We start from the raw sequence: 25,181 nt of genomic DNA, 5'->3' as shown, positions 1-25,181 counted from the left end.
CAGGATGAACAAGACCATATGAGTGTTGCAAACGCGCCGATTGCCGGCCGCCGCCAGCGCTATGCGCTGGTTGGATGCGGACGTATTTCAGGACATCATTTTGCGGCGATCAAGGCGCACGCCGACCGGGCGGAGATCGTCGATGTATGCGACGTCGACCCGGTCGCGCTCGCCCGGGCGGTCGAATGCACTGGCGCTCGCGGCCATGCGTCGCTGACCGATATGCTCGCGGCCACCGATGCCGACGCGGTGATCGTCTCTTCGCCGAGCGGCCTCCACCCCGATCAGGTGATCGAGGTCGCCCAATCTGGACGCCATGTCGTGTCCGAAAAGCCGATGGCGACCCGCTGGCGCGACGCGCTGCGGATGGTCGAGGTGTGCGAGGAAGCCGGGGTCCGGCTGTTCATCGTCAAGCAGAACCGGCTCAACGCGACGCTGCAACTGCTCCGCCGCGCGGTCACCGAAGCGCGGTTCGGGCGCATCTACATGATCGCGCTGAATGTGTTCTGGACACGGCCGCAGGATTATTATGACAGCGCGGCCTGGCGCGGGACGTGGGAGTATGACGGCGGCGCGCTGATGAACCAGGCGAGCCATTATGTCGACCTGCTCGACTGGCTCGGCGGCCCGATCGAGAGCCTGCACGCCTATACCGCGACACTCGCGCGCAATATCGAGGTCGAGGACAGCGCCGTGATGAACATCCGCTGGCGTTCAGGCGCGCTCGGGTCGATGAACGTCACCATGCTGACCTATCCCAGGAATCTCGAAGGCTCGATCACGATCCTCGGCGAAAAAGGCAGCGTGAAGGTCGGCGGCGTCGCGCTCAACAAGATCGACCATTGGGAATTCGACACCCCGCACCCCGATGACGACCTCGTCGCGAACGCTTCTTACGACACCGGCTCGGTCTATGGTTTCGGGCATCAGCTTTATTACGACAATGTCATCGGCACGCTGGCGGGCGAATGCGCTCCCACGACCGACGGGCGCGAAGGGCTGCGCAGCATGGAGGTGCTGATCGCTTCCTATCTTTCGGCGCGCGACGGCAAGCGCGTCTCGCTGCCACTGGATTACTGATGGGCGTCAAGATCCACGAAACCGCGATCGTAGATCCCGGCGCCGAGATCGGCGACGGCACCGCGATCTGGCATTGGGTGCATGTCTGCGGCACCGCGCGCATCGGCGCGGGAAGCTCGCTCGGGCAGAATGTCTATGTCGGCAACCATGTGTCGATCGGCAACAATGTCCGCATCCAGAATGGCGTTTCGGTCTATGATGCGGTGACGCTGGAGGACGATGTCTTCTGCGGCCCCGCGATGGTCTTCACCAACGTCTACAACCCGCGCGCCGCGGTGCCGCGCAAGGACGAGTATCGCGAGACGCTGGTCCGCAAGGGTGCGACGCTCGGCGCCAATTGCACCATCGTGTGCGGCGTGACGATCGGCGAATATGGCTTCGTCGGTGCGGGCAGCGTGATCACGCGCGACGTCAAACCCTATGCGCTGATGGTCGGGGTGCCGGCGCGGCGGATCGGCTGGATGTGCGAATGCGGCGTCCGGCTGGAGGACAGCGGCGACGTGACCTGCACCGCCTGCGCCAGCAGCTACCGGATCACCGGCGAAGACTGCGCGCCGCGATGAGCGAGACGATCGAGTTCAACGACCTGAAGGCGCAATATCGCGTGGTGAAGGCGTCGGTCGATGCGCGCATCCAGGCGGTGCTCGACCATGGCCAATATATCATGGGTCCCGAGGTCGCCGAGCTCGAGGAAAAGCTCGCCGCCTATACCGGCGCGAAGCATTGCATAGGGGTCGCGTCGGGGACCGAAGCGCTGCTGATCGCGCTGATGGCACTCGACATCGGGCGCGGCGACGAGGTCATCACCACCTCGGCGACCTTCGTTGCAACGGTCGAAGTGATCGCATTGCTCGGCGCGACCCCCGTGTTCGTCGACATCGACCCCGCGACATCGACCATCGATCCGCAGGCGGTGAAGGCGGCGATCGGCGAGAAGACGCGCGCGATCATCCCCGTCTCGCTCTATGGCCAGTGCGCCGACATGGACGCGATCAACGCCATCGCCGCGCCGCACGGCATAGCGGTGATCGAGGATGGCGCGCAGAGCTTTGGCTCGACCTACAAGGGGCGGCGCAGCGGAAACCAGTCGCTGCTGGGCTGTACCAGTTTTTTTCCGGCCAAGCCGCTCGGCTGCTATGGCGACGGCGGCGCGATCTTCACCGACGACGACGCGCTGGCGCAGGCGTGCCGCGAAATCCGCGTCCACGGTCAGTCGAAGCGTTTCCACCACACCCGCGTCGGGGTCGGCGGGCGGCTCGACACAATCCAGGCGGCGGTGCTGCTCGCGAAGCTCGAAATCTTCGACGAGGAGATCGCGCGGCGCCATGCGCTCGGGGCACGCTATCTTGCGGCCTTTGCCGGCCATAATGCGCTCGAATTGCCGATGATCGGCGAAGATCGCACCAGTGTCTGGGGCTATTTTGCCCTGAAATCGCCCGACCGCGCCGCGATCCTCGATGCGCTCAAGGCGGCGGGCGTGCCGAGCGGGGTGCATTATCCCGAACCGATGCACGTCCAGCCGGCGTATCGGGACAAATGCCGCGTCAGCGGGAGCATGGCCGAAACCGACCGCTGGGCGGCACAAGTCTTCAGCCTGCCGATGCACGCCTATCTGACCGACGATGTCCAGGATCGCGTCATCGCCGCGGTGCTGGCAGGGGCCGGTTCGGTCTAGGGGCGGGCATGAGCCGCCTCCTCAACATGCAGCTGAGTTGGCCGGCGACCCTGCTCGAACGGTTGCGCCGCCTGTTCGAGTCGAACTGGCACCGGCTGAGCGGCCGCCGCTATTTCATCGACACCGCGGGGACGCAGGTCGAAGTGCATTTCCGGATGTGGTTTGCGCAGAAGATCCTGCGCGGCAACGCCGACGCCTATTGGCCGGTGCACCCCTCGACCCGCGTGTCCGGCGCACGCTTCATCGTCATCGGCGCCGAAACCTCGCCGGGATGGAGCACGGGCTGCGAAATCGACGGGCGCGGCGGGCTTTATGTCGGCGATTACACCCAGCTCGCTCCCAATGTCCGGCTGTTGTCGCTGGTCGATGGTGCGGGACCACCCTCGCCGCCGCATGATTTCGCGATCGCCATCGGCCGCCATTGCCTGATCGCGATGAATGCGACGGTGCAGGCCGGCGTCAAGCTCGGCGATTTCACCATCGTCGGCGCGGGCGCGGTGGTGACAGAGAGCTTTCCCGAGGGCCATTGCGTCGTCGCCGGCAATCCCGCGCGCGTCGTCGCGCGCCTCGACCCGGCGCAATGCGAAACCTGGCAGCGCCCGAACGCCTATGTCGGCTACACGCCGCTCGACCGGATCGCCAGCTTGCGCGGCCCGGCGATCGACCCCGTGCTGTTCGACCGCATCTGGGGGGCGTCATGAATCCATCCTGGAAGACCCGTTTCGCGCAGCAGGTCCTCGGGATCAACGGCGCCGCCTATTGGCCGATGCACCCGGCGAGCCAGCTCGATTATCCGAACCGCGTGCTGCTCGGGCGCGGCAGCGCGCCGGGGATCGAGCCTTTTTGTTATGTCAGCGCGAACATGGGGATCGTCGTCGGCCATGGCGTGTCGGTCGGGCGCGGCGTCGGCCTGATCAGCGGCAATCACGACCCGGTGCGGCTGACCGACTATCTCGAAGGCCCGCCGCTGGTGATCGGCGACCATTGCGCGATCGAGGACGGCTGTACGATCCTGCCCGGAGTCGAACTCGCCGATTTCTGCATCGTGACGCGTGGCAGCGTCGTCACCCGCTCGTGCCTCGACCCGCGATCGATCCTGACCGGCAACCCCGCGAAGGCCGTCGGCACGCACGACCGCCCTGCCCCGCCTATCCCCGCCGACGCCCGGCACGGCTATGTCGCTGCGGGTGATTTCGCCGATTTCGCGCGCCGCAACCTGCGCCACCAATATCTCGGCCGTTTCGCCGCCGCCTTTACCTCGCCGCCCGCGGGGGCTAGCTGAACCGCATGTGCGGCTGGGGTCTATTGGCAAATCGCGACGGCCGCCCGGTCGAACGCGGGCGATTGCAGGCGATGGCCGATGCCGTCGCGCACCGTGGCCCCGATTCCCAGGGCATGGTCACCCTCGGCCCGGTCGGGCTGGCGCACCGCCGGCTGGCGGTGATCGACGTCGACGACCGGTCGAACCAGCCGATGCGCGACGGCGACAACTGGCTGTTGTTCAACGGCGCCATCTATAATTTCCCCGAATTGCGCACCGAGCTGGAGGGTTTGGGCCGCCATTTCCATACCCAATCGGATACCGAGGTGCTGCTCCACGCGCTGGACCAGTGGTGGACCGACGCGCTGCCGCGGCTGCGCGGCATGTTCTCCCTCGTCTTCTACGACGCGCGGCGGCAGACGATGCTCCTCGGGCGCGACCGCTTCGGGATCAAGCCGCTCTGCTATCATCTGTCCGATCGCGTGCTGCTCGCCGGGTCGGAGGCGAAACAGTTGCTCGCGACCGGGCTCGTCGACAGCGCCCCCGACCACGACATGCTGCGCCGCTTCCTCGAATATGGGCATCTCAATTTCGACGCGCGGAGCTTCTTTGTCGGGATCAAGGCGCTGCTGCCCGGTCATCTCGCCACCTACGACCTGACCACCCGCGCGTTCGCGACCGCGCGCTGGTACGATCTTGCCGGCGAGGTCGAGCCGCTCACCAACGGCTATGACGAAGCGCGCGAACGGCTCCGGGCGCTGTTTTTCGACGCGGTGCGCACGCACCATGTCGCCAATGTTCCGCTCGGCGCCAGCCTGTCGGGCGGCGTCGACAGCTCGTCGATCGCCGCGGCGAGCGCAAGCGTCGTGGGCGATCCGGGCCGGTTTCCGGTCTTCACCGTCTTCCACGCCGACCGCCGCCACGACGAACGCGGATATGCGGCACAGGTCGCGCAGCGCTTCGGCTATCGCCAGGTCGAGGTTCCGGTCTCGCTGGTCGACTATTACACCCCCGAATGGCTCGAGGCCTTCGCTTGGTCGCAGGACCAGCCGCTGCCGAGCGGTAGCCATTTCAACGAACATGCGCTGTTCCGCGCCGCGCATGAAGCGGGGGTGACGGTGATGCTCGACGGCCAGGGTGCCGACGAATATTTCGGCGGCTATGGCGAATTCTGGCTCGCGGCGCAGCGTGAGGCGGTCGGCGGCGGGCGGTTCGGCGAGGCATGGCAAAATTTTCGCGGGCGGAGCCTGACGACGGGCGATGGCCTGCCGCTGACCTTGCGCAAATATCTTGCCGCCGGGCGGCAATCGGACCGGCTGATTTCGCCGCTGATGGCGGGCATATGGCGCGGCGGCGGCACCGACTCTTACACCCCAGTCGCTCCGCCAACCGGCTACAAGCCGCTGTCGCTCGACGAACTGACCCGGACGAGCATTCCGTACCAGCTCCATTCGCAGGACCGCAACGCGATGCAGTTCGGTATCGAATCGCGCGTTCCCTTTCTCGATCACCGGCTCGTCGAGTTCGTCATGGGGCTGCCGACGCGCTTCCTCGTCGGCAAGGGGTGGCAGAAGCTGATCCTGCGCGATGCGATGGACGATCTGCCCGACACCGTGCGCTGGCGGCGCGACAAGATCGGTTTCTCTTCGCCCGATGCGAGTTTCGGCCGCGACCATCCCGACCGCATGGCGGCGATGATCGACGATGCGCTGCGCGTGCTGGCGCCGCTGCTCGACGTGACGACGCTTCGCGAACGGATCGCCGCTTCGGCGCGCCATAGCCTGCCCTATGATCCGGCGAATTTCCGTCTGATCAGCCTCGCCGCCTGGGTGCGGCGCTTCGCGGTGCCGCTATGATCACCATCGTCGATTATGACGCGGGCAATCCGCGCTCGATCATCAACATGCTGCAATATCTCGGCCACCGCGCCGAACTGACCGGCGATCCCGACGCGATCGCACGCGCCGAGCGGCTGATCCTGCCCGGCGTGGGCAAGTTCGACTGGGGCATGCAGCGCCTGCATGATAAGGGACTCGTCGCGCCGCTGCGCGAGGCGGTCGAACGCCGCGCCGTCCCCATGCTCGGCATCTGCCTCGGCGCCCAATTGCTGACGCGCGGCAGCGAAGAGGGTAAATTGCCGGGGTTCGATTGGGTGCCCGCAAAGACCGTCGCCTTCGACCGTTCGCGGCTCGATGCGCGGCTCAAAGTACCGCATATCGGCTGGGCCGACACCGCCTGGAACGCCGGGCATCGCATGGCGGTCGATACTCCCCACGCCCGCTATTATTACGTTCACAGCTTCCACATCGCCTGCGACGACCCGGCGACCGAGCTGTGCAGCACCGTCCATGGCTATCGCTTCACCGCCGGGGTCGAAAAGGACAATGTCTTCGGGGTCCAGTTCCACCCCGAAAAGAGCCTGTCGTTCGGCATGGCGGTGCTCGATCGTTTTGCGGCGATCTGATCGGCGCGCGGCCATGAATTCGATTGGCGCCGCGCACCCTTTTCTGTAACCGCCGGGGCCGGCCCATGTCGGCACAGGCGGTTCGCCAGGCCCTTCAACGCGATGCGGAGACGATTTGGTGAAGACGATCGCCGACAGGCTGGTGAATATTTCCCGTCTGAACTTCGTTCGCAATTTCGCGACGCTCTCGGGCGGACAGGCGATCGCGACGCTGATCCCGATCCTCACCGCACCGATCCTCGGGCGGCTCTACCTGCCCGCCGACTATGGCGTGCTCGGCACCTATATGGCGTTCGGCGCGGTGCTCGCGACGATAGGAAATCTCCAATATTTCAAGGGCGTGATCGTCGATAAGCAAGAGCATGACGCGATCGCGACGCTCGCGCTGGCGATGCGCATCACGCTTGGCATGTCGGTACTGGCGCTCGCGGTCGTCGCGCTGGTCCGGCTTCTGGAACCGGCGAGCTGGTCGAACAGCGAACTCTGGCCCTGGTTCTGGCTGTTGCCGCTCACCATCCTGATGGCGAGCCAGACCGCCGCGCTGCAGGCCTTCGCCAACCGCCAGAACCGCTATGGCTTCATGAGCCGGCTGCAGATCGTCAGCGTCGTGGTCACGACCGGCCTGTCGATCGGACTGGGGCTGCTGAAATGGGGTGCCGCCGGCCTGATGACTGCCTATTTTGCGGGCCAGATCATCGCCTTTTTCTATGTGATCGCCGGAAATCGCGAGGCTTTCGGGCTGGCGCGCCGGGCGCAATGGGCCGATATGCGCGCCGCGGCGGTGCGCCACCGCGATTTTGCGCAATGGACCACCCCGACGGCGGTCGTCGAACAGGTGGCGATGGCCTTCCCCATCTATGTCCTTGGCCTGCGGGGCGGGATGCTCGACGTCGTCGGCCATTTCAACCGCGCGCGCAGCCTGCTCGCGCTGCCCGTCCAGATGTTCGCAACGGCGATCGGCCAGGTGTTCTTCCGGCGCGGCGCCGAAGAGATCGCGCGGCTCGACAGCGCCACCCATCTTTTTTACCGGCTGGCGATCGGGCTCACCGCGATCGCTGTCCCGATGTTCGGCATCCTCTATCTGATCGCGCCGACGCTGTTCGTCTTCGTGCTCGGCCCCAATTGGCACGAGACCGGAGAGGTCGCGCGCATCCTCGCCCCCGTCATCGGGCTGCAATTCGTGGTTCAGCCGCTGACCAAGATCCTGTGGCTGCACGGCTACCAGCGGCTCGATTTCATCATGTCGGTCAGTTTCGCGGCCTTCACCATCGGCGCCGTGCTGCTCGCGACGCAGATCATCTCCAGTCCGATGAACGTGATCGTCGCTTATGCGATGGCGCAGGGGGTGATGTACGTCGCCTTCCTCGCGGTCGCCTTCTGGATCGCGCACCGCCATCGCCATCTTCGCGCCGAACCGGCGGCGCTGTGATAGACATATCGGAAAGCCTGTCATATGCCTTGGGCGGGCACTTCCTGATATTCTTTCGATTGTTGCACGCGATACCATTGATATGACCGATATTTCTGCCGATCCGGCGACCTGCCTCGCCGACAGGATGGAAATCAGCGCGGCGCTGCGCCTGTCGCGGTTCCTGCCGCGCTACATGGCGCGCCAGTTGATGGGCCGGCAGCATATCGCGCGCCGCGTCCATCGCGACACCGCCGGCTATGCGGTGACCGGCACCCCCGAACATTGGCTCGACCAGTTCGTCTACCAGCGCGCGGCCAAGGCCTATTGGCCCGTCGACCGGTCGAGCAAGGTGGTCAACTGGCGCAATATCAAGGTGGGTATCGACGTCGCGCCTGGGTTCATGCCGAACTGCTATATTCAGGGCATCGGCCTGATCGACATCGGCGACTATGTGTGGATCGCGCCGGGGGTGCATATCATCTCCGCGAACCATGATATCCACGACCACCGGCTCCACCATCCCGACCGGGTCGTCGTCGGCCGTCACAGCTGGCTGGGCGGCGGGGCGAAGATCATGCCGGGCGTCGAACTCGGCCCCTTCACCATCGTCGCCGCCGGCGCGGTCGTCACCCGCTCCTTCCCCGAAGGCTATCAGGTCCTCGCCGGCATCCCGGCCAAGCCGGTGCGTCAGATCGATGCGGCGCAATGTGTCGATTATGCGCGCGACCACCGCTATCATGGCTATATCCCGGAAGCCGATTTTCCCGCCTTCGCGAAGCAGGCGCTGAATCCGGCATTGCAGGGAGGCTGAAGGCGTGGAGGGCTATTTTTCGCAACCGCGAACGATCCTGATCATCTCGCCGCAGGCGTGGAACGCGCCCAATGTGTCGAAGCATCATTATGCCCGCCTGCTCGGCGAATTGGGGCATCGCGTCTTTTTCGTCGAACCGCCCGACCACAGCCGTCGCGACCGGAATGTCGCTATCCTGCCGAGCGACGCGGCGGGCGTGTCGCTCGTCCGTTATCGCCTGCCCTTCCCCTATCGCATCAAGTTTCACGCCCGGCCGCTGTTCAAATGGCTGATGAAGGGCGTCACCCGCCGGGTGGCAAGGACCGTTCCGGGGCCGATCGACCTGGTTTGGGATTTCGACAATGAATATATGTTCAATGATCTCGGCGATTTTTCTGCCGATTTCAGCATCTTCCATCCCGTAGATGACATTGCGCCGCAATTCTCGTCGACAAAGTTCGCGCAGTTGATCCTCGCCAACAACGGCTTTTACATTTCCTCGCTGCCCGCAAGCGGCGCCCGCACCGCCTTGATCCCGCACGGGACGCAGGGCGCATTCCTCGACCTCGCGCGCACGCGCCTCGACGGCACGCAACCGGCGTTTCGCGCGGTGCCGAAGGTCGTCGGCTATGTCGGCAACCTCGACCGCAAGGATATCGACTGGGAGGCGCTTTACGCCGTGATCGGCGCGCACCCCGAACTCGAATTCCGGATGATCGGTCCCTATCGCAGTTCCACCCCGCCCGACCCCAGGATCGAAAAACTGCGGGCCTTCGCCAATGTTACCCTGCTCGGGCGGCTCGAATCGCGCGAAGTCATCGCCCGCTCGGCGGATGTCGACATCTGGTTCGTCGCCTATCGCTACGAAAAGGCGAAGGGCCTGATCTATCCGCACAAGATCAACGAGTTTCTCGCCACCGGGAAGCCGGTCCTCGCCAGCCAATTGTCCTTCACCTTTCCCCCCGGGGCGGTGACCTGTTCGGCCTATGAAGACAATCGCGACATGCCCGAGTTGATGGGCCGGATCGTGGCCGATTATGCCGAGGTCGGGGCGCCGCTCGCGGCCACACGCGCGCGTTTCGCCGCCGAAAACAGCTACTCCGACCATATCGCCACCATCTCGCGTCTGATCGCCGACGTGAAAGCAGGATAGCCCGATGTATCTTCCCAACCTCCTGGTCATCGGCGCGATGAAGTGCGGGACCAGCAGCCTGCACAATTATCTGGCGCGCCATCCGGACATCTTCATGTCGGAAGAAAAGGAGATCAACTTCTTCACCGGTTCGAACAGCAACCAGTCGCTCGACTGGTACAAGGCGCAGTTCCCGGTCGACGCGCCGATCCGCGGCGAATCTTCGCAAAATTATTCGAAGCGCCACAACCCCCTGTTCCCCGGCGCGGCCGAGGCGATCAAGGCGGTGATCCCCGACGTGAAGCTGATCTATGTCGTGCGCGACCCGATCGAGCGGTACCGCTCGCACAAGGTCGAAAATTACCATGGGGAAACGCCCGCCGCGCGCCAATGGTCTGAGGCGAGCGACAATCAGGTGATGACGGGCATGTATGCCTACCAGCTCGAATCCTTCCTCGACCATTTCCCGATGGAGCAGATCAAGGTCGTCGACGCCGACAGCCTGCTCAACCACCGGCACATGACGATGAACATGATCTTTTCCTTCCTCGGACTCGAATGGCTCGAGGATCCCGACAGCTTCTCGTTCAAGACGAACGAGAATTCGTCGAACGGCATTCCGGTGCATTGGCAGAAATCCCTGCCCTATCGCGCCGCGCGCAAGCTGGCGCCGTTCGACTTCGACGCACTGATGAACCGTCCGGCGATCAGCCGCCGGCTCTTTTACGGCCTCAACAAGCCCGATCTGAGCGAGGAAGAGGTCGACCGGCTGAAGGAACGTTATGCAAAGGACGTCGCGCAGCTGCGCGCACTGACCGGCATGGATTTTGCCGGCTGGCAGGTCTGACCGACGCCCCATGCGCCGTATTCGCGTCATCCCCGTGCTGACCATCGACCGCGATGCGCGGCTGGTGAAGACGGTCGGCTTCGGTAAGCGCACCTATATCGGTGACCCGATCAACGCCGTGCGCATCTTCAACACCAAGATGGTCGACGAAATCCTGCTGCTCGACATCGACGCCAGCACCGACGGACGCGGCCCGAATTTCGACGCGATCGGCGACATCGTCGAAGAGGCCTTCCTGCCGATGGGCTATGGCGGCGGTATCCGCAGCGTCGACGACGCGGCGCGGCTGTTTGCGCTCGGGTTGGAAAAGGTCGTACTGTCGACCGAAGCCTTCGCCGATCCCGGGCTGGTGACGGCGATCGCCGAACGTTTCGGCAGCCAGGCGGTCGCGGTGTCGCTCCCCTATGGTCGCAAGCTCATCGGCGGCGAGCAGGTGCTGACCCGCAGCGGCAAGCAGCGCACCGGCCAGGCGCCGGTCGCGGCGGCGCAGGCGATGGCGGCGGCGGGCGCCGGCGAGATCATCGTCTACAGTATCGACCGCGACGGGAAATGGACCGGCTTCGACCTGCCGACGGTCAGCGCGGTCGCGGCGGCGGTCGCCATCCCGGTGGTCGCCTGCGGGGGTGCGGCGGCGCTCGACGATTTCCTGCCCGCGATCCGCGACGGCGGCGCTTCGGCGGTCGCCGCATCGAGCCTGTTCGTCTATCGCGCGCCCAAACAGGGGGTGCTGATTTCCTATCCCGACGAGGCCGATCTGCGCGACCGGCTGTTCGCAAAGCTCGATGCATGACCCTAGCCACGTCGCCCCTGCCCGCAACCTCGGCGCAGGTCTGCACGCGAACGGTGATGGACGGCAGCGATCCCGACATCCGGTTCGACGCCGACGGGGTGTGCAACTACTGGCACGAATATCAGGCTTTCGCCGCGACGCTTCCCGATGCCGCCGCCAAACAGGCGCGGCTCGACACGCTGCTGGCGGCGGTGCGCGCCGACGGCAAGGGCAAGCCCTATGACTGCGTCATCGGCCTGTCGGGCGGGGTCGACAGCAGCTATGTCACCTGGCTCGCGAAGCAATGGGACCTGCGGCCGCTGATCGTCCATTTCGACAATGGCTGGAACAACGAACTCGCGGTCCGCAACATCGAGAATATCTGCAAAAAGCTCGACTTCGAACTCCACACCTTCGTGATGGACTGGGACGAGTTCCGCGACCTGCAGCGCGCTTATTTCAAGGCGTCGGTCGTCGATATCGAGGTGCCGACCGATCACATGATCTCGGGTGCGCTCTACAGGCTCGCGGCGAAGTACAACCTCAAATACATTCTCTCGGGTCTCAACCACGCCACCGAATGGCTGATGCCGCCGTCGTGGAACTATGCGAAGTTCGACCTCGTCAACCTGAAGAGCATCCACCGGACATTCGGCGAGAAGCCGCTCAGGAAACTCCCCGCGCTCGGGGTCTGGCAGCGCGCCTGGTATCAACTGGTGCGCGGCATCCACAGCGAAGCCGTGCTCGACCTCGTCGATTTCGACAAGGCGAAGGCCAAGGATTTGCTGATCCGCGAACTCGACTGGGTCGATTATGGCGGCAAACATTATGAATCGCTCTTCACCCGTTTTTACCAGGGTTACATCCTCCCGCGGAAATTCGGCGTCGACAAACGCAAGGCGCATTTGTCGAACCTGATCCTGTCGGGTCAGGCGACGCGCGACGAAGCATTGCGCGAATTGCAACAACCGACCTATGACGCGGCGATGCAGGAGCGCGACAAGGCCTATGTTCGCAAGAAGCTGGGGTTCAGCGAGGCCGAATTCGAAGAGCTGCTGGTGCGGCCCAACCAGCGGCACGAGATTTACGGCACCGACCGAAAGCAGCGCGAATTCTATTTTCGCGTCATAGGCACGGCCGGCAAGATCCTGCGTACCGTCGGATTGAAGCGCTGATGGCGACGACGCTCGACCTCCTGGCACCGCCGCTGCGGATCCTGCTCATCTCGCCGCAACCCTGGGCAGGGCTGCAGGTGTCGAAGCATCACTATGCCCGTGAGCTCGCGGCGCTGGGGCACACCGTCTATTTCGTCAATCCGCCGAACGGCGGCGACGCCATCCGCCTGTCGCCGAGCGATGTTCCCGGCATCACCCTCGTCGACCATCCGCGCATGCCCGCCTCGCGCACAAAATATCGTGCGCAATGGTTATTCATCTGGGCCGCGCGGCGGCGGGCGAAGGCGATCGCCCGCGCCGTCGGCCCGGTCGACCTGTTGTGGGATTTCGACAATGCGCGGCAATTCGCCGACCATCGCGCCTTTGCCGCACCCTTTTCGATCCTCCATGTCGTCGACATGCTCGATCCCGGCGATACGATGCACCGCCATGCCGATCTGATACTCGGCGTCGACGAGTTGCTGATCGCCGAAATCGCGCCTTCGAAGGCGCCGCGGCATGTCGTCGGCCACGGCCTCTCACCGTTGTTCGCGCGCGCGGCACAGCGCCGCCTCGCCGCGCCGCGGAAACGCGATGCGGATGCTCCGGTCACCGTCGGTTTCATCGGCAACCTTGCGCAGCCGGCAATGGATCGCGAGCGCTTCGCCCGCCTCGTCGCCGAACGGCCCGACTGCCTCTTCCGCTTCATCGGCCCCGTCCAGGGCGGCACCCCCGAAAGCCATGCCTGGGCCGACACGCTGGCGCAGCGGCCGAATGTCGAGCTGGCGGGATTGCTGACCGGCGACGCGCTGATCGCGGCGGCCGAGGATGTCGATGTCTGGCTTCTGCTCTACGACTACGCCCGCGACCGCAATCGCGGGGTCAATTCGCACAAATTGCTCGAATATTTCGCGCTCGGCGGTGAGGTGGTCAGCAGCCCGATCGCGGCGCAGGCCGGTGCCCCTGGCATCTTCATGGCGCCGCGCGAGGCGCCCGGCGAAATCGGCGCCAAGCTCGATGCGGCAATCGCCGCCGTGCGCGAAGGTCGCGACACGGGCTGGCGCAAACGCGTCGAACTGGCGCTCGCCAACAGCTATCGCGCCCATGCCGAGCGCATCGCCGCCCATCTGAAAGCCGTCATGATCTGAAGGACCCGATGACATGAGCATGGAGATCAACGCCAGCAGCCGCTTCGCGAACCGTGTCCTGCGCCGGATCGGGCAATTTTCGCGGCTCAACCGCAATGTTTCCGCCCATGTCGGAGGGGCCCAGGTGGCGGTGCCGGTGTCGGCGGGGCTGATGGCCGAACTGACCGAGCCGTGGATGCTTGCGCTGTTGCGCCGGTTGATGGGCATGACGACCGGCACCTTCGTCGATGTCGGGGTGAATCTCGGCCAGACGCTGATCAAAGTGAAAGCGATCGATCCGGGCCGCCGCTATGTCGGGTTCGAACCCAATCCGGTGTGCGTCCATTATGTCGAGGAATTGCTTGCCGCCAACGGCTGGCCCGATTGCCGCGTCGTGCCCGCCGGGCTCGGGGCGCGAAGCGGGATCGTGACACTTGAACTCTACAACGGCCGCAGCGGCGATTCCTCGGCGTCGATCGTCGAGGGGTTCCGACCCGGCGAAACGATCAGCTTTCGCAAGACCGTCGCCATCCTCGGCGCATCGGACCTGCCCGACGACCTGCTCGCCGCGCCGATCGGGCTGGTCAAGATCGACGTCGAGGGCGCCGAGGCCGACGTGATCGACGCGCTGGCGCCGGTCATCGCGCGCGATCGCCCGCTGATCTCGATGGAAATCCTGCCCTGCTACGACGAAGGCCGCACCGATCGCATCGCGCGGCAGGCCCGCATCGAAGCGCGCTTCGCCGAACTCGACTATCGCATGCTGCGAGTGCTCCACGAAGGGCGCGGCGGCGGTTTCGAACTGGCGCCGATCGAGGCGATCGGCATCCATGGCGACCTTTCGCTCTCCGAATATGTCGTCTGCCCCGCCGAGCGCCTCGCCGAAGTCCTCGCCGGCTGACGCGCGGTCACAGCTTTTTGGGATAGAAGCCCAGCTTGCGCTTGATCCGCCGCTCGAGCAATTCGCGCCGTCCGAGGTTGAGCAGGGTGATCGGGTTGTCGAACATCGCCCGGTCGGACATTTGCGCGGTGGCGAGGCGTGGGTTGGCCGCAAGCATCGCGCGATAGCGCTCGACCGCCGCCGGGCGCGCGACGAATAGTTTATATTGCGTGATCAGAAAGGGTTGCAGCCGATCTTTCATCTCGGTGAGCATATGGATCGCGGCGACCGATACGTCGGGCCAGCCGATCCCGAAAAAATCATGGATGATCATCACGCCGTCGTCGGCCAGAACGGCTTCGGCAAGGCGCATGTCGTGAACGACATTCGCATAGGCATGGCCGCCATCGACGCTGAACAGCCGGACGTCGCCGATGCGCGCGCGCAGGGCCTCGGGCGTCAGCGTCAGTGTGTCGACGGTCCAGATTTCTTCCTCGTCGAGCGTGATGCCGAGTTTGTCGCGATTGTCGAAAAACGCCTTGTCGCGGCCTGTGTGGATGCCGGTGTTCAGGCCGTCATCCTGGAACAAGTCGATCGCGAGTGCGCGTTCGCCGGCCCGGCGGAGCAGCGCCAGAATGAAGTAGAGCTTGCCATGATGGACGCCGATTTCGGCGAGATTGCCCTTGATCCCCGCCTCGACCTGCCAGCGCCCGATCGCGTCGATCGCCGCCCATTCGACATGGCCGAAATAGCCCGCGACGGCCTCGATCTGCCGGTCGATATATTGGTCGAGCGCGTCGAAATTTGCAGGCAAGGGGGAAACTCCATGGAGGGACGCCACGCGCTATCGCACCGGGCCGGTGCGGGCAACAGCGCGTTCGGTGGGGCGTCAGCCGGCCAGCGGCGCCTGAATGTCGGCGCTCGCCTGATTGACCTCTTCGGGCGGCCGAAATTCGGGGACGAGGTCGTGCAGGATATCGAGGCATGCCTCGGCCCGGCCATGGTCCATCGCGTCGCGCAGCAGGTCGAGCTTCGCCGACAGGTCGGCCCATTCGAGCATCGCCTCGCGTGCCTGCATGATGCGGCTGTGGCTCGTCGGCTTGGGATCGTCGCCGATCAGCAGTTCTTCATAGAGTTTTTCGCCCTGGCGCAGCCCGACCTCGGCGATCTCGATATCGCCGTCGGGATGATCTTCGTCACGCACCGTCAGCCCCGACAGGTTGATCATCGTGCGCGCCAGTTCGATGATCCGCACCGGCTTGCCCATGTCGAGCACGAACACCTCGCCGCCCTTCGCCATCGCGCCGGCCTGGATAACGAGCTGCGCGGCTTCGGGGATGGTCATGAAGAACCGCGTGACGTCGCGGTGGGTGACGGTGACCGGGCCGCCAATCCGGATCTGCTCACGGAACAGCGGCACGACCGAGCCGCTCGACCCCAGCACATTGCCGAACCGGACCATCGCGAAGATGGTCTTGCTGCCGCGGCCCGCGAGGCCCTGCAGCACCAGTTCGCACACGCGTTTCGAGGCCCCCATGACGTTGGTCGGGCGCACCGCCTTGTCGGTGCTGATCAGCACGAAGTTCGTGACCCCGACGCGGTCGGCCTCGCTCGCCATGAACAGGGTGCCGCACACATTGTTGCCGATGCCGGCGATCGGGTTCGCCTCGACCAGCGGCACATGCTTATAGGCAGCGGCGTGGAATATCGTGTCGGGTTGCCAGCGCGCGAGCAGGCGCCGCACGGTCGGCTGGTCGGTGACATTGCCCAGTTCCTCGACCAGTTCGGGTTGCTGCCCTTCGGGCAATTCGGCGATCGCCGCCTGGAGTTCCTGGCCGATCGCATAAAGCCCATATTCGGACGATTCGACGAGGATCAGCTTGTCGGGGCGCATCGTCACGATCTGGCGGCAGAGTTCGCTGCCGATCGAGCCGCCGGCACCGCTCACCATCACCGTTTTGCCGACGATCGTGCGGCCGAGCAGCAACTGGTTCGGCGGCACCGGGTCGCGGCCGAGCAAATCCTCGATCTGGACGTCGCGCAGGTCGCTGACCGACACCTGTTCGTCGATGATCTGCCGCATATTGGGCAGCATGCGGACGCGGATCGGCCAGTCTTCGAGCGATTTCATCACCCGGCGTCGCTTCGAGCGGGTGACGTGCGGCAGCGCGAGCAGCACGTCGGTGACGCCGAAGCTATCGACCAGATAAGGCAGTTTCGGGCGCGAATAGATGGGGACGCCATCGATGATCTCGCCCTCGATCTTGCGGTCGTCGTCGATGAAGCCGACCAGCCGCATCCCCGGGTCGCCGCGCAGCGCCATCGCAAGCTGTTGCCCCGCCTCGCCGGCGCCATAGATGAGCACGACCGACTGCTGCTGGATATCGCGGCGCTTGAGCAGATCGACGACGGCGTAGCGCGCGATGATACGCGCGGTGGCGAGGAACAGCAGGAACAGCAAAGGCTGAATGAACGCCAGGGTCCGCGGGATGCCGGCCATCCCGATGATCCCGAAAATGACGATCAGCGGGATCGAATAGAGGAGGACCGAGTAGCCGAGCCCGACCATGGTGCGCCCGCCCGAGAAACGCAGGATCGAACTATAGGTGCCGCGCATCAGGAAGATCGGCAGCCAGCTCGACAGCGCGATGACCGCCGCCAGCCCGACCTCGCGATCGAAGATTTCCCAGCGGCCGAGACGAAGCGAGAAAGCGACCAGAACCGCGGCGACGCAAAGCAGCGCGTCGGCGACGATCAGGATCGCGCGCTTCTCGCTGCGGCCCAGTGCGACCAGCGTTTCGAGCATCGCGAGGATATGCTCCTCGACCACCCCCCAAATTCGCCCCAATATCATGCCGCCACGCTCTCCCCGGTCTTGAGGAAGCGCTGCGCCCGCCCTTCGAGGACGAGCGCGGTGAGCATGCCGCTGCGATAGGCACCCGTATCGATGCCGATACGGTTCGCGCGGCAATCGACGTCGGCGGTGATCGTGTGGCCGTGAACGACCATCACGCCATGATCCCGTTCGTCATCGAGAAACTGCTCGCGGATCCAGCGCAGGTCGTGGACCTGTTGCTGGTCGAGTGGGCGCCCGGGGAAAATCCCTGCATGAACAAAGAGATAGTCGCCAATCTGCACATAATCCACCATCGAGCGGAACAAACGAACATGCGAAGCCGGTATGCCGGCATGGATTTTGGCGACCAATGCCTCTCTATCGCCGAAAATTGTCGAGTCTTCAAGTCCGTAGCTCTGCAGCGCCTGCTCGCCGCCATAGCGGATCCAGCCGGGGAGCTGCGAATGCGCGCCATCGAGGATTTCGAGCAGCGCTTCTTCGTGATTGCCCATCAGCAGATGCAGTTCGTCGATGCCGGAAGGCGTGGTCAACAGCCGTTCGACGACCTGTGCCGATTGCGGGCCGCGATCGATGAGGTCGCCCAGCATCACGAGATGGACGGTATCCGCCGGATCGCGCGCGCTTTCGTCGGCGATCCGCGCGAGCAGCGCGTCGAGCAGGTCGAGCCGGCCATGGACGTCGCCGATGGCATAGACGCGCGTGCCGGACGGCACCTGCGGCCAGTCTTCGGCTACGGGTTCGGGGGCCGCTTTGCGGCTGAAAAGTCTTTTTAACATGGTCTTACCGATTGAAACTGACGCCCTACCCCAAATCGTCGGTCTATGCCGCAGCGCCGTAGCAACGCACGAACCGCGATCGGGATGCATGGCTTCAGGCATTTACCGGCGATCATCGCAATGACAAGGATCACACCCTGACGAGTTTCGCCACGAAGTTAAGCGGATAACAACCAAAATCAATTAGGGACAGCGCCATGAACAGCCGAGGCAAGAGCGAAAAATGAAGGTGATGACGGTGTTCGGGACGCGTCCCGAAGCGATCAAGATGTTCCCTGTGGTGCACGCTTTGCGGCGCCAGCCGGGACTCGACGTCCGTGTCTGCGTCACCGCGCAGCATCGCGAGATGCTCGACCAGGTGCTCGAAATCGCCCGGATCACGCCCGACATCGACCTTGACGTCATGCAGGCGAACCAGACGCTCGACGGGCTGCTGGCGCGGCTCGTCGTCGGTTTGGGCGAGACGTTCGACGCCGAGAAGCCCGACCGCATCCTCGTCCATGGCGACACGCTGACGACGATGGCGGCGACGCTCTCGGCCTATTTCCGCAAGATTCCCGTCGGCCATGTCGAGGCCGGCCTACGCAGCGGCAACATCTATCACCCCTGGCCCGAGGAGGTGAACCGCAAGGTCACCGGTGCGGTCGCCGATCTGCATTTCGCCCCGACCGAAACCGCGGCGGCGGCGCTGCGGGCGGAGAATGTGCCGGCGGCGAGTATCCACATCACCGGCAATACCGTGATCGACGCCTTGCTGGCGACGAAGGCGCGGATCGACGAGGAGCCATCGCTGGCGGGGGGGCTCGATCCCTTGCTCGCGCGGTTCGCGGGCAAGCGCATCGTCGCGGTCACCTCGCACCGGCGCGAGAATTTCGGCGACGGCATGAAAGCGATTGCCGATGCCATCGCCGCGATCGCGGCACGCTCCGACGTCGTGGTGATCTTTCCGGTCCATCCCAACCCGCATGTGCGTGCGGCGATGGAGCCGATCCTTGGTGCCCTCGGCAATGTCGCGCTGATCGATCCGCTCGATTATCCGCATTTCGTCCGCCTGCTCGCGTCGAGCGAACTGGTGCTGACCGATAGCGGCGGGGTGCAGGAAGAAGCGCCCTCGCTCGGCAAGCCGGTACTGGTGATGCGCGAGACGACCGAGCGGCCCGAAGGCATCGAAGCCGGCACCGCGCGGCTCGTAGGTACGAACAAGGACCGCATCGTTTCCGAAATTTTCAGCCTTTTGGACGATGAAGAAGCCTATGCCGCCATGGCGCGCGCCCATAATCCCTTCGGCGACGGCACGGCTGGCACCCAGATTGCGGAGATTGTCGCGCGTGCCCGTTGATATCGAACAGAAAGTCACCGTCGTCGGTTTGGGCTATATCGGCCTGCCGACCGCCGCGCTGATCGCGCGCTCGGGTTGCAAGGTCACCGGCATCGACGTCAGCGCGCATGTCGTCGAGACCGTCAACAACGGCAAGGTGCATATCGAGGAAGTCGATCTCGACGGTCTCGTGCAGGGCGTAGTGTCGCGCGGCGCGCTCGTCGCCTCGACGACGATGGTCGCCGCCGACACCTTCGTCATCGCGGTGCCGACCCCGCACGACGACGAGCATCGCCCCGACATCAGCTACGTCCTCGACGCCGCGCGCGGCATCGCCAAGGTCCTCCAGCCGGGCAACCTCGTGATCCTCGAATCGACCTCGCCGGTCGGCACGACCGAAAAGGTCGCCGAACTGCTCGCCGCCGAGCGCCCCGACCTGAAAGTGCCGGGCCGCTGCACCGGCACCCCCGACATTTTCGTCGCCTATTGTCCCGAGCGCGTCTTGCCCGGCCGCATCCTGATCGAGCTGGTCGACAACGACCGCTGCATCGGCGGCATCACCCCGCGCTGCGCACGCCGCGCGATGACCTTCTACCGCCAGTTCGTGCGCGGTGCCTGCGTCACCACCACCGCCCGCGCCGCCGAAATGGTCAAGCTGGTCGAGAACAGCTACCGCGACGTCAACATCGCCTTCGCCAATGAATTGTCGATGATCGCCGACAAGATGGGGGTCGATGTGTGGGACGTGATCCGCCTCGCCAACCTCCACCCGCGCGTCAACATCTTGCAGCCGGGCCCCGGCGTCGGCGGCCATTGTATCGCGGTCGACCCCTGGTTCCTGGTGCATGGCGCGCCCGACGAAAGCCGGCTGATCCGCACCGCGCGCGAGGTCAACCTGGCCAAGACGTCGCACGTCATCGCCGCGACCGCCGCGCTGGTCGCAAGCCATCCGCAGGCGAAAATCGGCGTGCTCGGTCTCGCTTTCAAACCCAATATCGACGATTTCCGCGAAAGCCCGGCGGTCGAGGTCGCGGCAGCGCTCGCGCGCCAGTTCGGCCAGCGCGTCCAGATCGTCGAACCCTTTGCCAAGGGCCTGCCGATGGAATTCGCCGGCAGCGGCGCCGAACTCGTCGAACTCGACGATGCGCTGGCGGACTGTGACGTCATGATCGTGCTCGTCGACCATGATGTGTTCAAATCGGTCCCGCTTGAGGAACGCAGCGGCAAGATCGTTTATGACACGCGCGGACTGTGGCCCGATCAGGGGTGGCCGACGACGGCGCCCGCACCGCGGGCGGTGGCTTAACGTCAAATCCTCCCTGTCGCGAAGCGATGGGGAGGTGGCAGCGCGTAGCGCTGACGGAGGGGCAATGGCGCGACGTCGCTGCCCCTCCACCGCGCCCTCCGGGCGCGGTCCCCCTCCCCATGGCCTCCGGCCACAGGGAGGATCGCGGCCCTCCCCTTGCACCCCTCGCCCCACTCTCCCATATCCGCCGCATGAACGATCCCCATGCGTATAGTGCCGCGCCCTGGCACGGAACCACCATTCTTTCCGCCCGCAGCGCCGACAAGGTCGTCATCATCGGCGACGGCCAGGTGTCGATGGGCCAGACGGTGATGAAGCCCAACGCGCGCAAGGTACGCCGCCTGCACGACGGCAGCGTCATCGGCGGTTTCGCCGGTGCGACCGCCGACGCCTTCACCCTGTTCGAACGGCTCGAGAGCAAGCTCGAACGCCACAATGGCCAGTTGCTGCGCGCCGCGGTCGAACTCGCCAAGGACTGGCGCACCGACAAATATCTCCGCAACCTCGAAGCGATGATGATCGTCGCCGACAAGGAGGTGACGCTCGTCATCACCGGCAACGGCGACGTGCTCGAACCCAAGGGCGGCATCGCCGCGATCGGCTCGGGCGGAAATTTCGCGCTGTCGGCCGCCCGCGCGCTGGTCGATTACGAAAAGGACCCGGAGGTGCTGGTGCGCAAGGCGATGGAAGTCGCGGCCGACATCTGCGTCTATACCAACGACCAGTTCACGCAGGAAGTCATCGACAGCAAGAGCTGATCGCTTATGGTCGGCGGGTGACCGTGACGCTCCCCCGCCGCCATTTCGTCGCCGCCTCCGCCGCGCTCGCGCTGCCCGGCTGCGCGATGACGACCGCACGCACGCCGGCTCGCGCCGCGCCCTGTCTGACAGCGGTCAAGGCCTCGCCCGACCGCGTGATCCGGACGGCCGCGGGTCTGCGCCCCTATCGCGCGAGCGGCTTCGTCGTGCGCGCCGAGGCGCTGGGCGCCAAGCGGCTCGTCCACAATTATGGCCATGGCGGTGCGGGCATCACGATGAGCTGGGGTAGTTCCAAGCTCGCGGTCGAGATGGGTATCGCTGGCCACAATGGCCCGGTCGCGGTGATTGGCGCCGGGGTCATGGGCCTCTCGACCGCGCGGCTGCTGCAGGAGGCGGGGTTCGCCGTCACCCTCTATGCCAAGGCGCTGCCGCCCGACACGACCTCGAACATCGCGGGCGGACAGTTTCATCCCTTCAGCCTGTACAGGAACGACGCCGTGACGCCCGAATGGCGCCGCCAGTTCGTTGCGGCACTCGATTACAGCTGGCGGCGCTTTCAGATCATGGTCGGCGACGATTATGGCGTGCGCTGGCTGACCACCTATACCGAGGGGACGCAGGAAGAGCCGAGGCTCCCCACTTTCCCGCCCGCCGCGCGTCAGCTTCGCCCCGACGAACATCCCTTCCCCGTCGAACGGCTGTGGCGCTACGACACCATCTATGTCGAGACCGGGCGTTACCTGCGTCAGATGCAGCGCGATTTCGAGAGCGCGGGTGGCCGTGTCGTCGTGCGCGGTTTCGCGATTCCGGCGGAGATCGGCGATCTTCCGGAAGCCCTCGTGTTCAATTGCACCGGGCTCGGCTCGCACGCCCTGTTCGGCGACACCGAACTGATCCCGATCCGCGGCCAGCTCGCGATGCTGATCCCCCAGCCCGAGATAAATTACGCCTTTGCCGGCGAGGCGGGTTATATGTTCCCGCGCCCCGACGGCATTGTCCTCGGCGGCAGCTATGAGCGGGGCAAATGGGAAGCAGAGGTTGAGCCCGAACGCATCGCGCGCATCGTCGCCTCGCATCAGGCGCTTTTCGCCGGCTTTCGCTGCCCCGCTTGAAACCCCGGAACGAACCGCCATCTAGCGATCTCATGATTTTCTGTCTGGAACCATCCCACAAATGAACGAAGCTTTGACCCCGAAGGCGATCGTCGCCGCCCTCGACACGCATATCATCGGCCAGGATGGCGCCAAGCGCGCCGTCGCCGTCGCGATGCGCAACCGCTGGCGCCGCCAGCAGCTCGGCCCCGACCTCCGCGACGAGGTCAGCCCCAAGAATATCCTGATGATCGGCCCCACCGGCTGCGGCAAGACCGAGATCTCGCGCCGCCTGGCCAAGCTCGCCGACGCGCCCTTCATCAAGGTCGAGGCGACGAAATTCACCGAGGTCGGCTATGTCGGCCGCGACGTCGAACAGATCGCCCGTGACCTTGTCGAGGAAGCGGTGCGGCTGGAGAAGGACCGCCGCCGCGAGGCGGTGCGCGCCGCCGCCGAGGAAGCCGCAATGGAGCGGCTGCTCGACGCGCTCACCGGCAAGGGTGCCAGCGAAGCAACGCGCCAGAGTTTCCGCCAGCGCATCCGCGAAGGCCATCTCGACGACAGCGAGGTCGAGATCGAGGTTTCCGACGCGCCGTCGATGCCGTTCGAACTGCCGGGCCAGCCGGGCCAGATGAGCATGATCAACCTGTCCGACATGCTCGGCAAGGCGATGGGTGGTGCGCCCAAGAAGCGCCGCAAGCTGAAGGTCATCGAGGCCGCGACGCGGCTGATCGAGGAGGAGCAGGACAAGCGCCTCGACCAGGACGATGTCGCGCGCATCGCGCTCGCCGATGCCGAGGCGAACGGTATCGTCTTCCTCGACGAGATCGACAAGATCGCGGTCAGCGATGTGCGCGGCGGATCGGTAAGCCGCGAGGGCGTCCAGCGCGACTTGCTGCCGCTGATCGAAGGCACGACCGTCGCGACCAAATATGGCCCGATGAAGACCGACCATATCCTGTTCATCGCCTCGGGCGCCTTCCATGTCGCCAAGCCGAGCGACCTACTCCCCGAACTCCAGGGTCGCTTGCCGATCCGGGTCGAACTCGGCGCCCTGACCGAGAGTGATTTCGTGCGTATCCTGACCGAAACAAAGGCGGGTTTGCCCGAACAGTATAGCGCCCTGATCGCGACCGAGGGCGTGACGCTGAACTTCACCCCCGATGCCATCGCGCGCGTCGCCAAGCTCGCCGCCGACGTCAACGAGAAGGTTGAGAATATCGGCGCGCGGCGATTGCAGACGATCATGGAACGACTGGTCGAGGAAATCAGCTTCACCGCCGAGGACCGCGGCGGAACGGTCATCGACATCGATGCCGCCTATGTCGACAGCCAGCTTTCCGACATCGTCGGCGACACCGACCTCAGCAAATATGTGCTCTGACGGCCTGCCGCGCGGACGGGCGTAATTCCCGTCCTTTTCAGCCGTTCCTTTGCCGAACTTCATTTGACTTTGCCGCGCCGTCAGTGCGATGAACGGCGCGCAAGGTCGACATGGGTTGCAAACGACCGGCACGGAGATTTTGATGGCAGACGAGGAGGCCCCGGAGCAGGGCGAACTGGCGATCACGCGGACGGGTGACCGGCTGCGGTTGGCCCGCGAAGCCGTGGGCCTGTCGCTCGCCGATGTCGCGACGCGGACGCGCATCACCCAGCGCCATCTCGAAGCGATCGAGAAGTCCGAGTTTTCGGGACTGCCGGGCCGCACCTATGTGACAGGATTCGCACGCGCCTATGCCCGTGCCGTTGATCTGCCCGAGGCCGAGATCGGTGCGGCCATTCGCCGCGAACTCGAAGAAGACGCTTATGGTTCGCGCCCGCTTTACGAGGCCTATGAACCGACCGACCCGGCGCGGCTGCCGACCGCCCGGCTCGCCTGGACCCTGGTCATCGTCGCGCTGCTGCTCGGGTCCGCTTATGGGATCTGGCGTTTCCTGTCGGTCGAACCCGACGAGGCGCTGATCGCGGCGCAGAATCAGGCCGCCGACAACTCCGAGGCCCCGGCGACCGCGCCCGGCACCGCGCCGGCGCCGAAAGCCGCCGCGCCGGGCCAGGCCGTCCCTGCCGATGCGCCGGTCGTGCTGACCGGCCTGTCCGAAGTGTGGATCGGCTTCGACGATGCGACCGGCAAGACCGAGAATTGGCGCACCCTCGACGCGGGCGAAACCTATGAGGTGCCGGCGGCCTATGTTCAGCAGTTCACGCTGCGCACCAGCATTCCGCAGGCGCTGAAGGTCACCGTCGGCGGCCGCGACATCGGTGCGGTCGGACCCGCCGATACGCTGGTCAAGAATATCTCGCTCAAGCCCGCCGATCTGGTCGCGCGGGCCGACGGCGCGGGGGCGGCGCAAACCATCCCGCCGGTGGCGACGAAGCGCTGAGCGACGCCCGGTCCGCCGGGCTGAAAGGTCGCCGCGCCGAATTGGGTTTGCGCAAGCGGCCCTTGGCGCGTTATGAGCCAGGTAATGGTTAATCGGGTGTGGGA

The 25,181-nt window shown here is 65.2% G+C and carries 24 protein-coding genes; 21 read left to right on the top strand and 3 right to left on the bottom strand.

Annotated elements, in window-relative coordinates; all coding sequences use genetic code 11:
* Positions 1-18: 18 nt before the first annotated feature.
* The 15 genes from AC3WS4_RS13775 to AC3WS4_RS13705 all read left to right on the top strand — a co-directional run bounded on the left by AC3WS4_RS13775 (position 19) and on the right by AC3WS4_RS13705 (position 14,611).
* A complete protein-coding gene (locus AC3WS4_RS13775; RefSeq protein WP_492739646.1) occupies positions 19-1,080 on the top strand; it encodes a Gfo/Idh/MocA family protein in 1,062 nt (353 codons plus the stop codon).
* Complete coding sequence (locus AC3WS4_RS13770; protein ID WP_492739647.1) at positions 1,080-1,643, top strand: acyltransferase; 564 nt, start codon at positions 1,080-1,082, stop codon at positions 1,641-1,643. The genes AC3WS4_RS13775 and AC3WS4_RS13770 overlap by 1 nt, the downstream gene beginning before the upstream one ends.
* Positions 1,640-2,755, top strand: a complete 1,116-nt coding sequence (locus AC3WS4_RS13765; protein WP_492739648.1) for a DegT/DnrJ/EryC1/StrS family aminotransferase — start codon at positions 1,640-1,642, stop codon at positions 2,753-2,755. The genes AC3WS4_RS13770 and AC3WS4_RS13765 overlap by 4 nt, the downstream gene beginning before the upstream one ends.
* Before the next feature lie 8 nt (positions 2,756-2,763).
* Positions 2,764-3,456 carry an acyltransferase gene (locus AC3WS4_RS13760; RefSeq protein WP_492739649.1) on the top strand — a complete coding sequence of 231 codons (693 nt, stop codon included), beginning with the start codon at positions 2,764-2,766 and terminating at the stop codon, positions 3,454-3,456.
* Entirely contained in the window at positions 3,453-4,037 is a 585-nt protein-coding gene (locus AC3WS4_RS13755; protein ID WP_492739650.1) for an acyltransferase, read from the top strand. Before AC3WS4_RS13760 ends, AC3WS4_RS13755 begins: the two co-directional genes overlap by 4 nt.
* Positions 4,038-4,042: 5 nt before the next feature.
* On the top strand, positions 4,043-5,872 hold the full coding sequence (gene asnB / locus AC3WS4_RS13750; RefSeq protein ID WP_492742833.1) for an asparagine synthase (glutamine-hydrolyzing): 1,830 nt from the start codon (positions 4,043-4,045) through the stop codon (positions 5,870-5,872).
* On the top strand, positions 5,869-6,480 hold the full coding sequence (hisH, locus tag AC3WS4_RS13745) for an imidazole glycerol phosphate synthase subunit HisH (RefSeq protein ID WP_492739652.1): 612 nt from the start codon (positions 5,869-5,871) through the stop codon (positions 6,478-6,480). The genes asnB and hisH overlap by 4 nt, the downstream gene beginning before the upstream one ends.
* Positions 6,481-6,598: 118 nt before the next feature.
* Complete coding sequence (locus AC3WS4_RS13740; protein WP_162248629.1) at positions 6,599-7,909, top strand: lipopolysaccharide biosynthesis protein; 1,311 nt, start codon at positions 6,599-6,601, stop codon at positions 7,907-7,909.
* An 82-nt stretch (positions 7,910-7,991) separates the two neighbouring features.
* Positions 7,992-8,702: an acyltransferase gene (locus AC3WS4_RS13735; protein ID WP_056351597.1), complete on the top strand. Its 711-nt coding sequence runs from the start codon at positions 7,992-7,994 to the stop codon at positions 8,700-8,702.
* A 4-nt stretch (positions 8,703-8,706) separates the two neighbouring features.
* Positions 8,707-9,834, top strand: coding sequence for a glycosyltransferase family protein (locus AC3WS4_RS13730; protein ID WP_492739653.1), 1,128 nt, complete (start codon positions 8,707-8,709; stop codon positions 9,832-9,834).
* A gap of 4 nt (positions 9,835-9,838) precedes the next feature.
* Complete coding sequence (locus tag AC3WS4_RS13725; RefSeq protein ID WP_492739654.1) at positions 9,839-10,660, top strand: sulfotransferase family protein; 822 nt, start codon at positions 9,839-9,841, stop codon at positions 10,658-10,660.
* Positions 10,661-10,670: 10 nt separating this feature from the next.
* A complete protein-coding gene (locus AC3WS4_RS13720; RefSeq protein ID WP_492739655.1) occupies positions 10,671-11,450 on the top strand; it encodes a HisA/HisF-related TIM barrel protein in 780 nt (259 codons plus the stop codon).
* Complete coding sequence (locus AC3WS4_RS13715; RefSeq protein WP_492739656.1) at positions 11,447-12,604, top strand: N-acetyl sugar amidotransferase; 1,158 nt, start codon at positions 11,447-11,449, stop codon at positions 12,602-12,604. The genes AC3WS4_RS13720 and AC3WS4_RS13715 overlap by 4 nt, the downstream gene beginning before the upstream one ends.
* Positions 12,604-13,731, top strand: coding sequence for a glycosyltransferase family protein (locus AC3WS4_RS13710; protein WP_187140116.1), 1,128 nt, complete (start codon positions 12,604-12,606; stop codon positions 13,729-13,731). The genes AC3WS4_RS13715 and AC3WS4_RS13710 overlap by 1 nt, the downstream gene beginning before the upstream one ends.
* Before the next feature lie 13 nt (positions 13,732-13,744).
* Entirely contained in the window at positions 13,745-14,611 is an 867-nt protein-coding gene (locus AC3WS4_RS13705) for an FkbM family methyltransferase (protein ID WP_492739657.1), read from the top strand.
* Between the two features lie 7 nt (positions 14,612-14,618).
* Here the strand turns inward: AC3WS4_RS13705 and AC3WS4_RS13700 are convergent, their stop codons facing one another.
* From AC3WS4_RS13700 to AC3WS4_RS13690, 3 genes are all read right to left on the bottom strand, one after another.
* Positions 14,619-15,404: a class I SAM-dependent methyltransferase gene (locus AC3WS4_RS13700; protein ID WP_492739658.1), complete on the bottom strand. Its 786-nt coding sequence runs from the start codon at positions 15,402-15,404 to the stop codon at positions 14,619-14,621.
* 75 nt (positions 15,405-15,479) lie between these two features.
* Complete coding sequence (locus tag AC3WS4_RS13695; RefSeq protein ID WP_492739659.1) at positions 15,480-17,444, bottom strand: polysaccharide biosynthesis protein; 1,965 nt, start codon at positions 17,442-17,444, stop codon at positions 15,480-15,482.
* Entirely contained in the window at positions 17,441-18,313 is an 873-nt protein-coding gene (locus AC3WS4_RS13690) for a metallophosphoesterase (protein ID WP_492739660.1), read from the bottom strand. The genes AC3WS4_RS13695 and AC3WS4_RS13690 overlap by 4 nt, the downstream gene beginning before the upstream one ends.
* A 133-nt stretch (positions 18,314-18,446) precedes the next feature.
* Between AC3WS4_RS13690 and wecB the strand changes: the two genes are divergently transcribed.
* From wecB to AC3WS4_RS13660, 6 genes are all read left to right on the top strand, one after another.
* On the top strand, positions 18,447-19,562 hold the full coding sequence (gene wecB, locus AC3WS4_RS13685) for a non-hydrolyzing UDP-N-acetylglucosamine 2-epimerase (RefSeq protein WP_492739661.1): 1,116 nt from the start codon (positions 18,447-18,449) through the stop codon (positions 19,560-19,562).
* Entirely contained in the window at positions 19,552-20,847 is a 1,296-nt protein-coding gene (gene wecC, locus AC3WS4_RS13680; protein ID WP_492739662.1) for a UDP-N-acetyl-D-mannosamine dehydrogenase, read from the top strand. Before wecB ends, wecC begins: the two co-directional genes overlap by 11 nt.
* 191 nt (positions 20,848-21,038) lie before the next feature.
* Positions 21,039-21,605 (top strand): ATP-dependent protease subunit HslV, encoded by a 567-nt coding sequence (hslV, locus tag AC3WS4_RS13675; protein ID WP_492739663.1) that lies wholly within the window; start codon positions 21,039-21,041, stop codon positions 21,603-21,605.
* 17 nt (positions 21,606-21,622) lie between these two features.
* Positions 21,623-22,717: an FAD-dependent oxidoreductase gene (locus tag AC3WS4_RS13670; protein WP_492742831.1), complete on the top strand. Its 1,095-nt coding sequence runs from the start codon at positions 21,623-21,625 to the stop codon at positions 22,715-22,717.
* 61 nt (positions 22,718-22,778) lie between these two features.
* A complete protein-coding gene (gene hslU, locus AC3WS4_RS13665; protein ID WP_492739665.1) occupies positions 22,779-24,080 on the top strand; it encodes an ATP-dependent protease ATPase subunit HslU in 1,302 nt (433 codons plus the stop codon).
* Positions 24,081-24,222: 142 nt separating this feature from the next.
* On the top strand, positions 24,223-25,077 hold the full coding sequence (locus AC3WS4_RS13660) for a helix-turn-helix domain-containing protein (RefSeq protein ID WP_056351634.1): 855 nt from the start codon (positions 24,223-24,225) through the stop codon (positions 25,075-25,077).
* Positions 25,078-25,181: the final 104 nt, after the last annotated feature.

The sequence above is a fragment of the Sphingopyxis sp. EU05-FHT14B03 genome, assembly GCF_058790875.1.
Note: the sequence above shows the minus strand (reverse complement) of the source record. Positions and strands in the feature narration are given on the sequence as shown.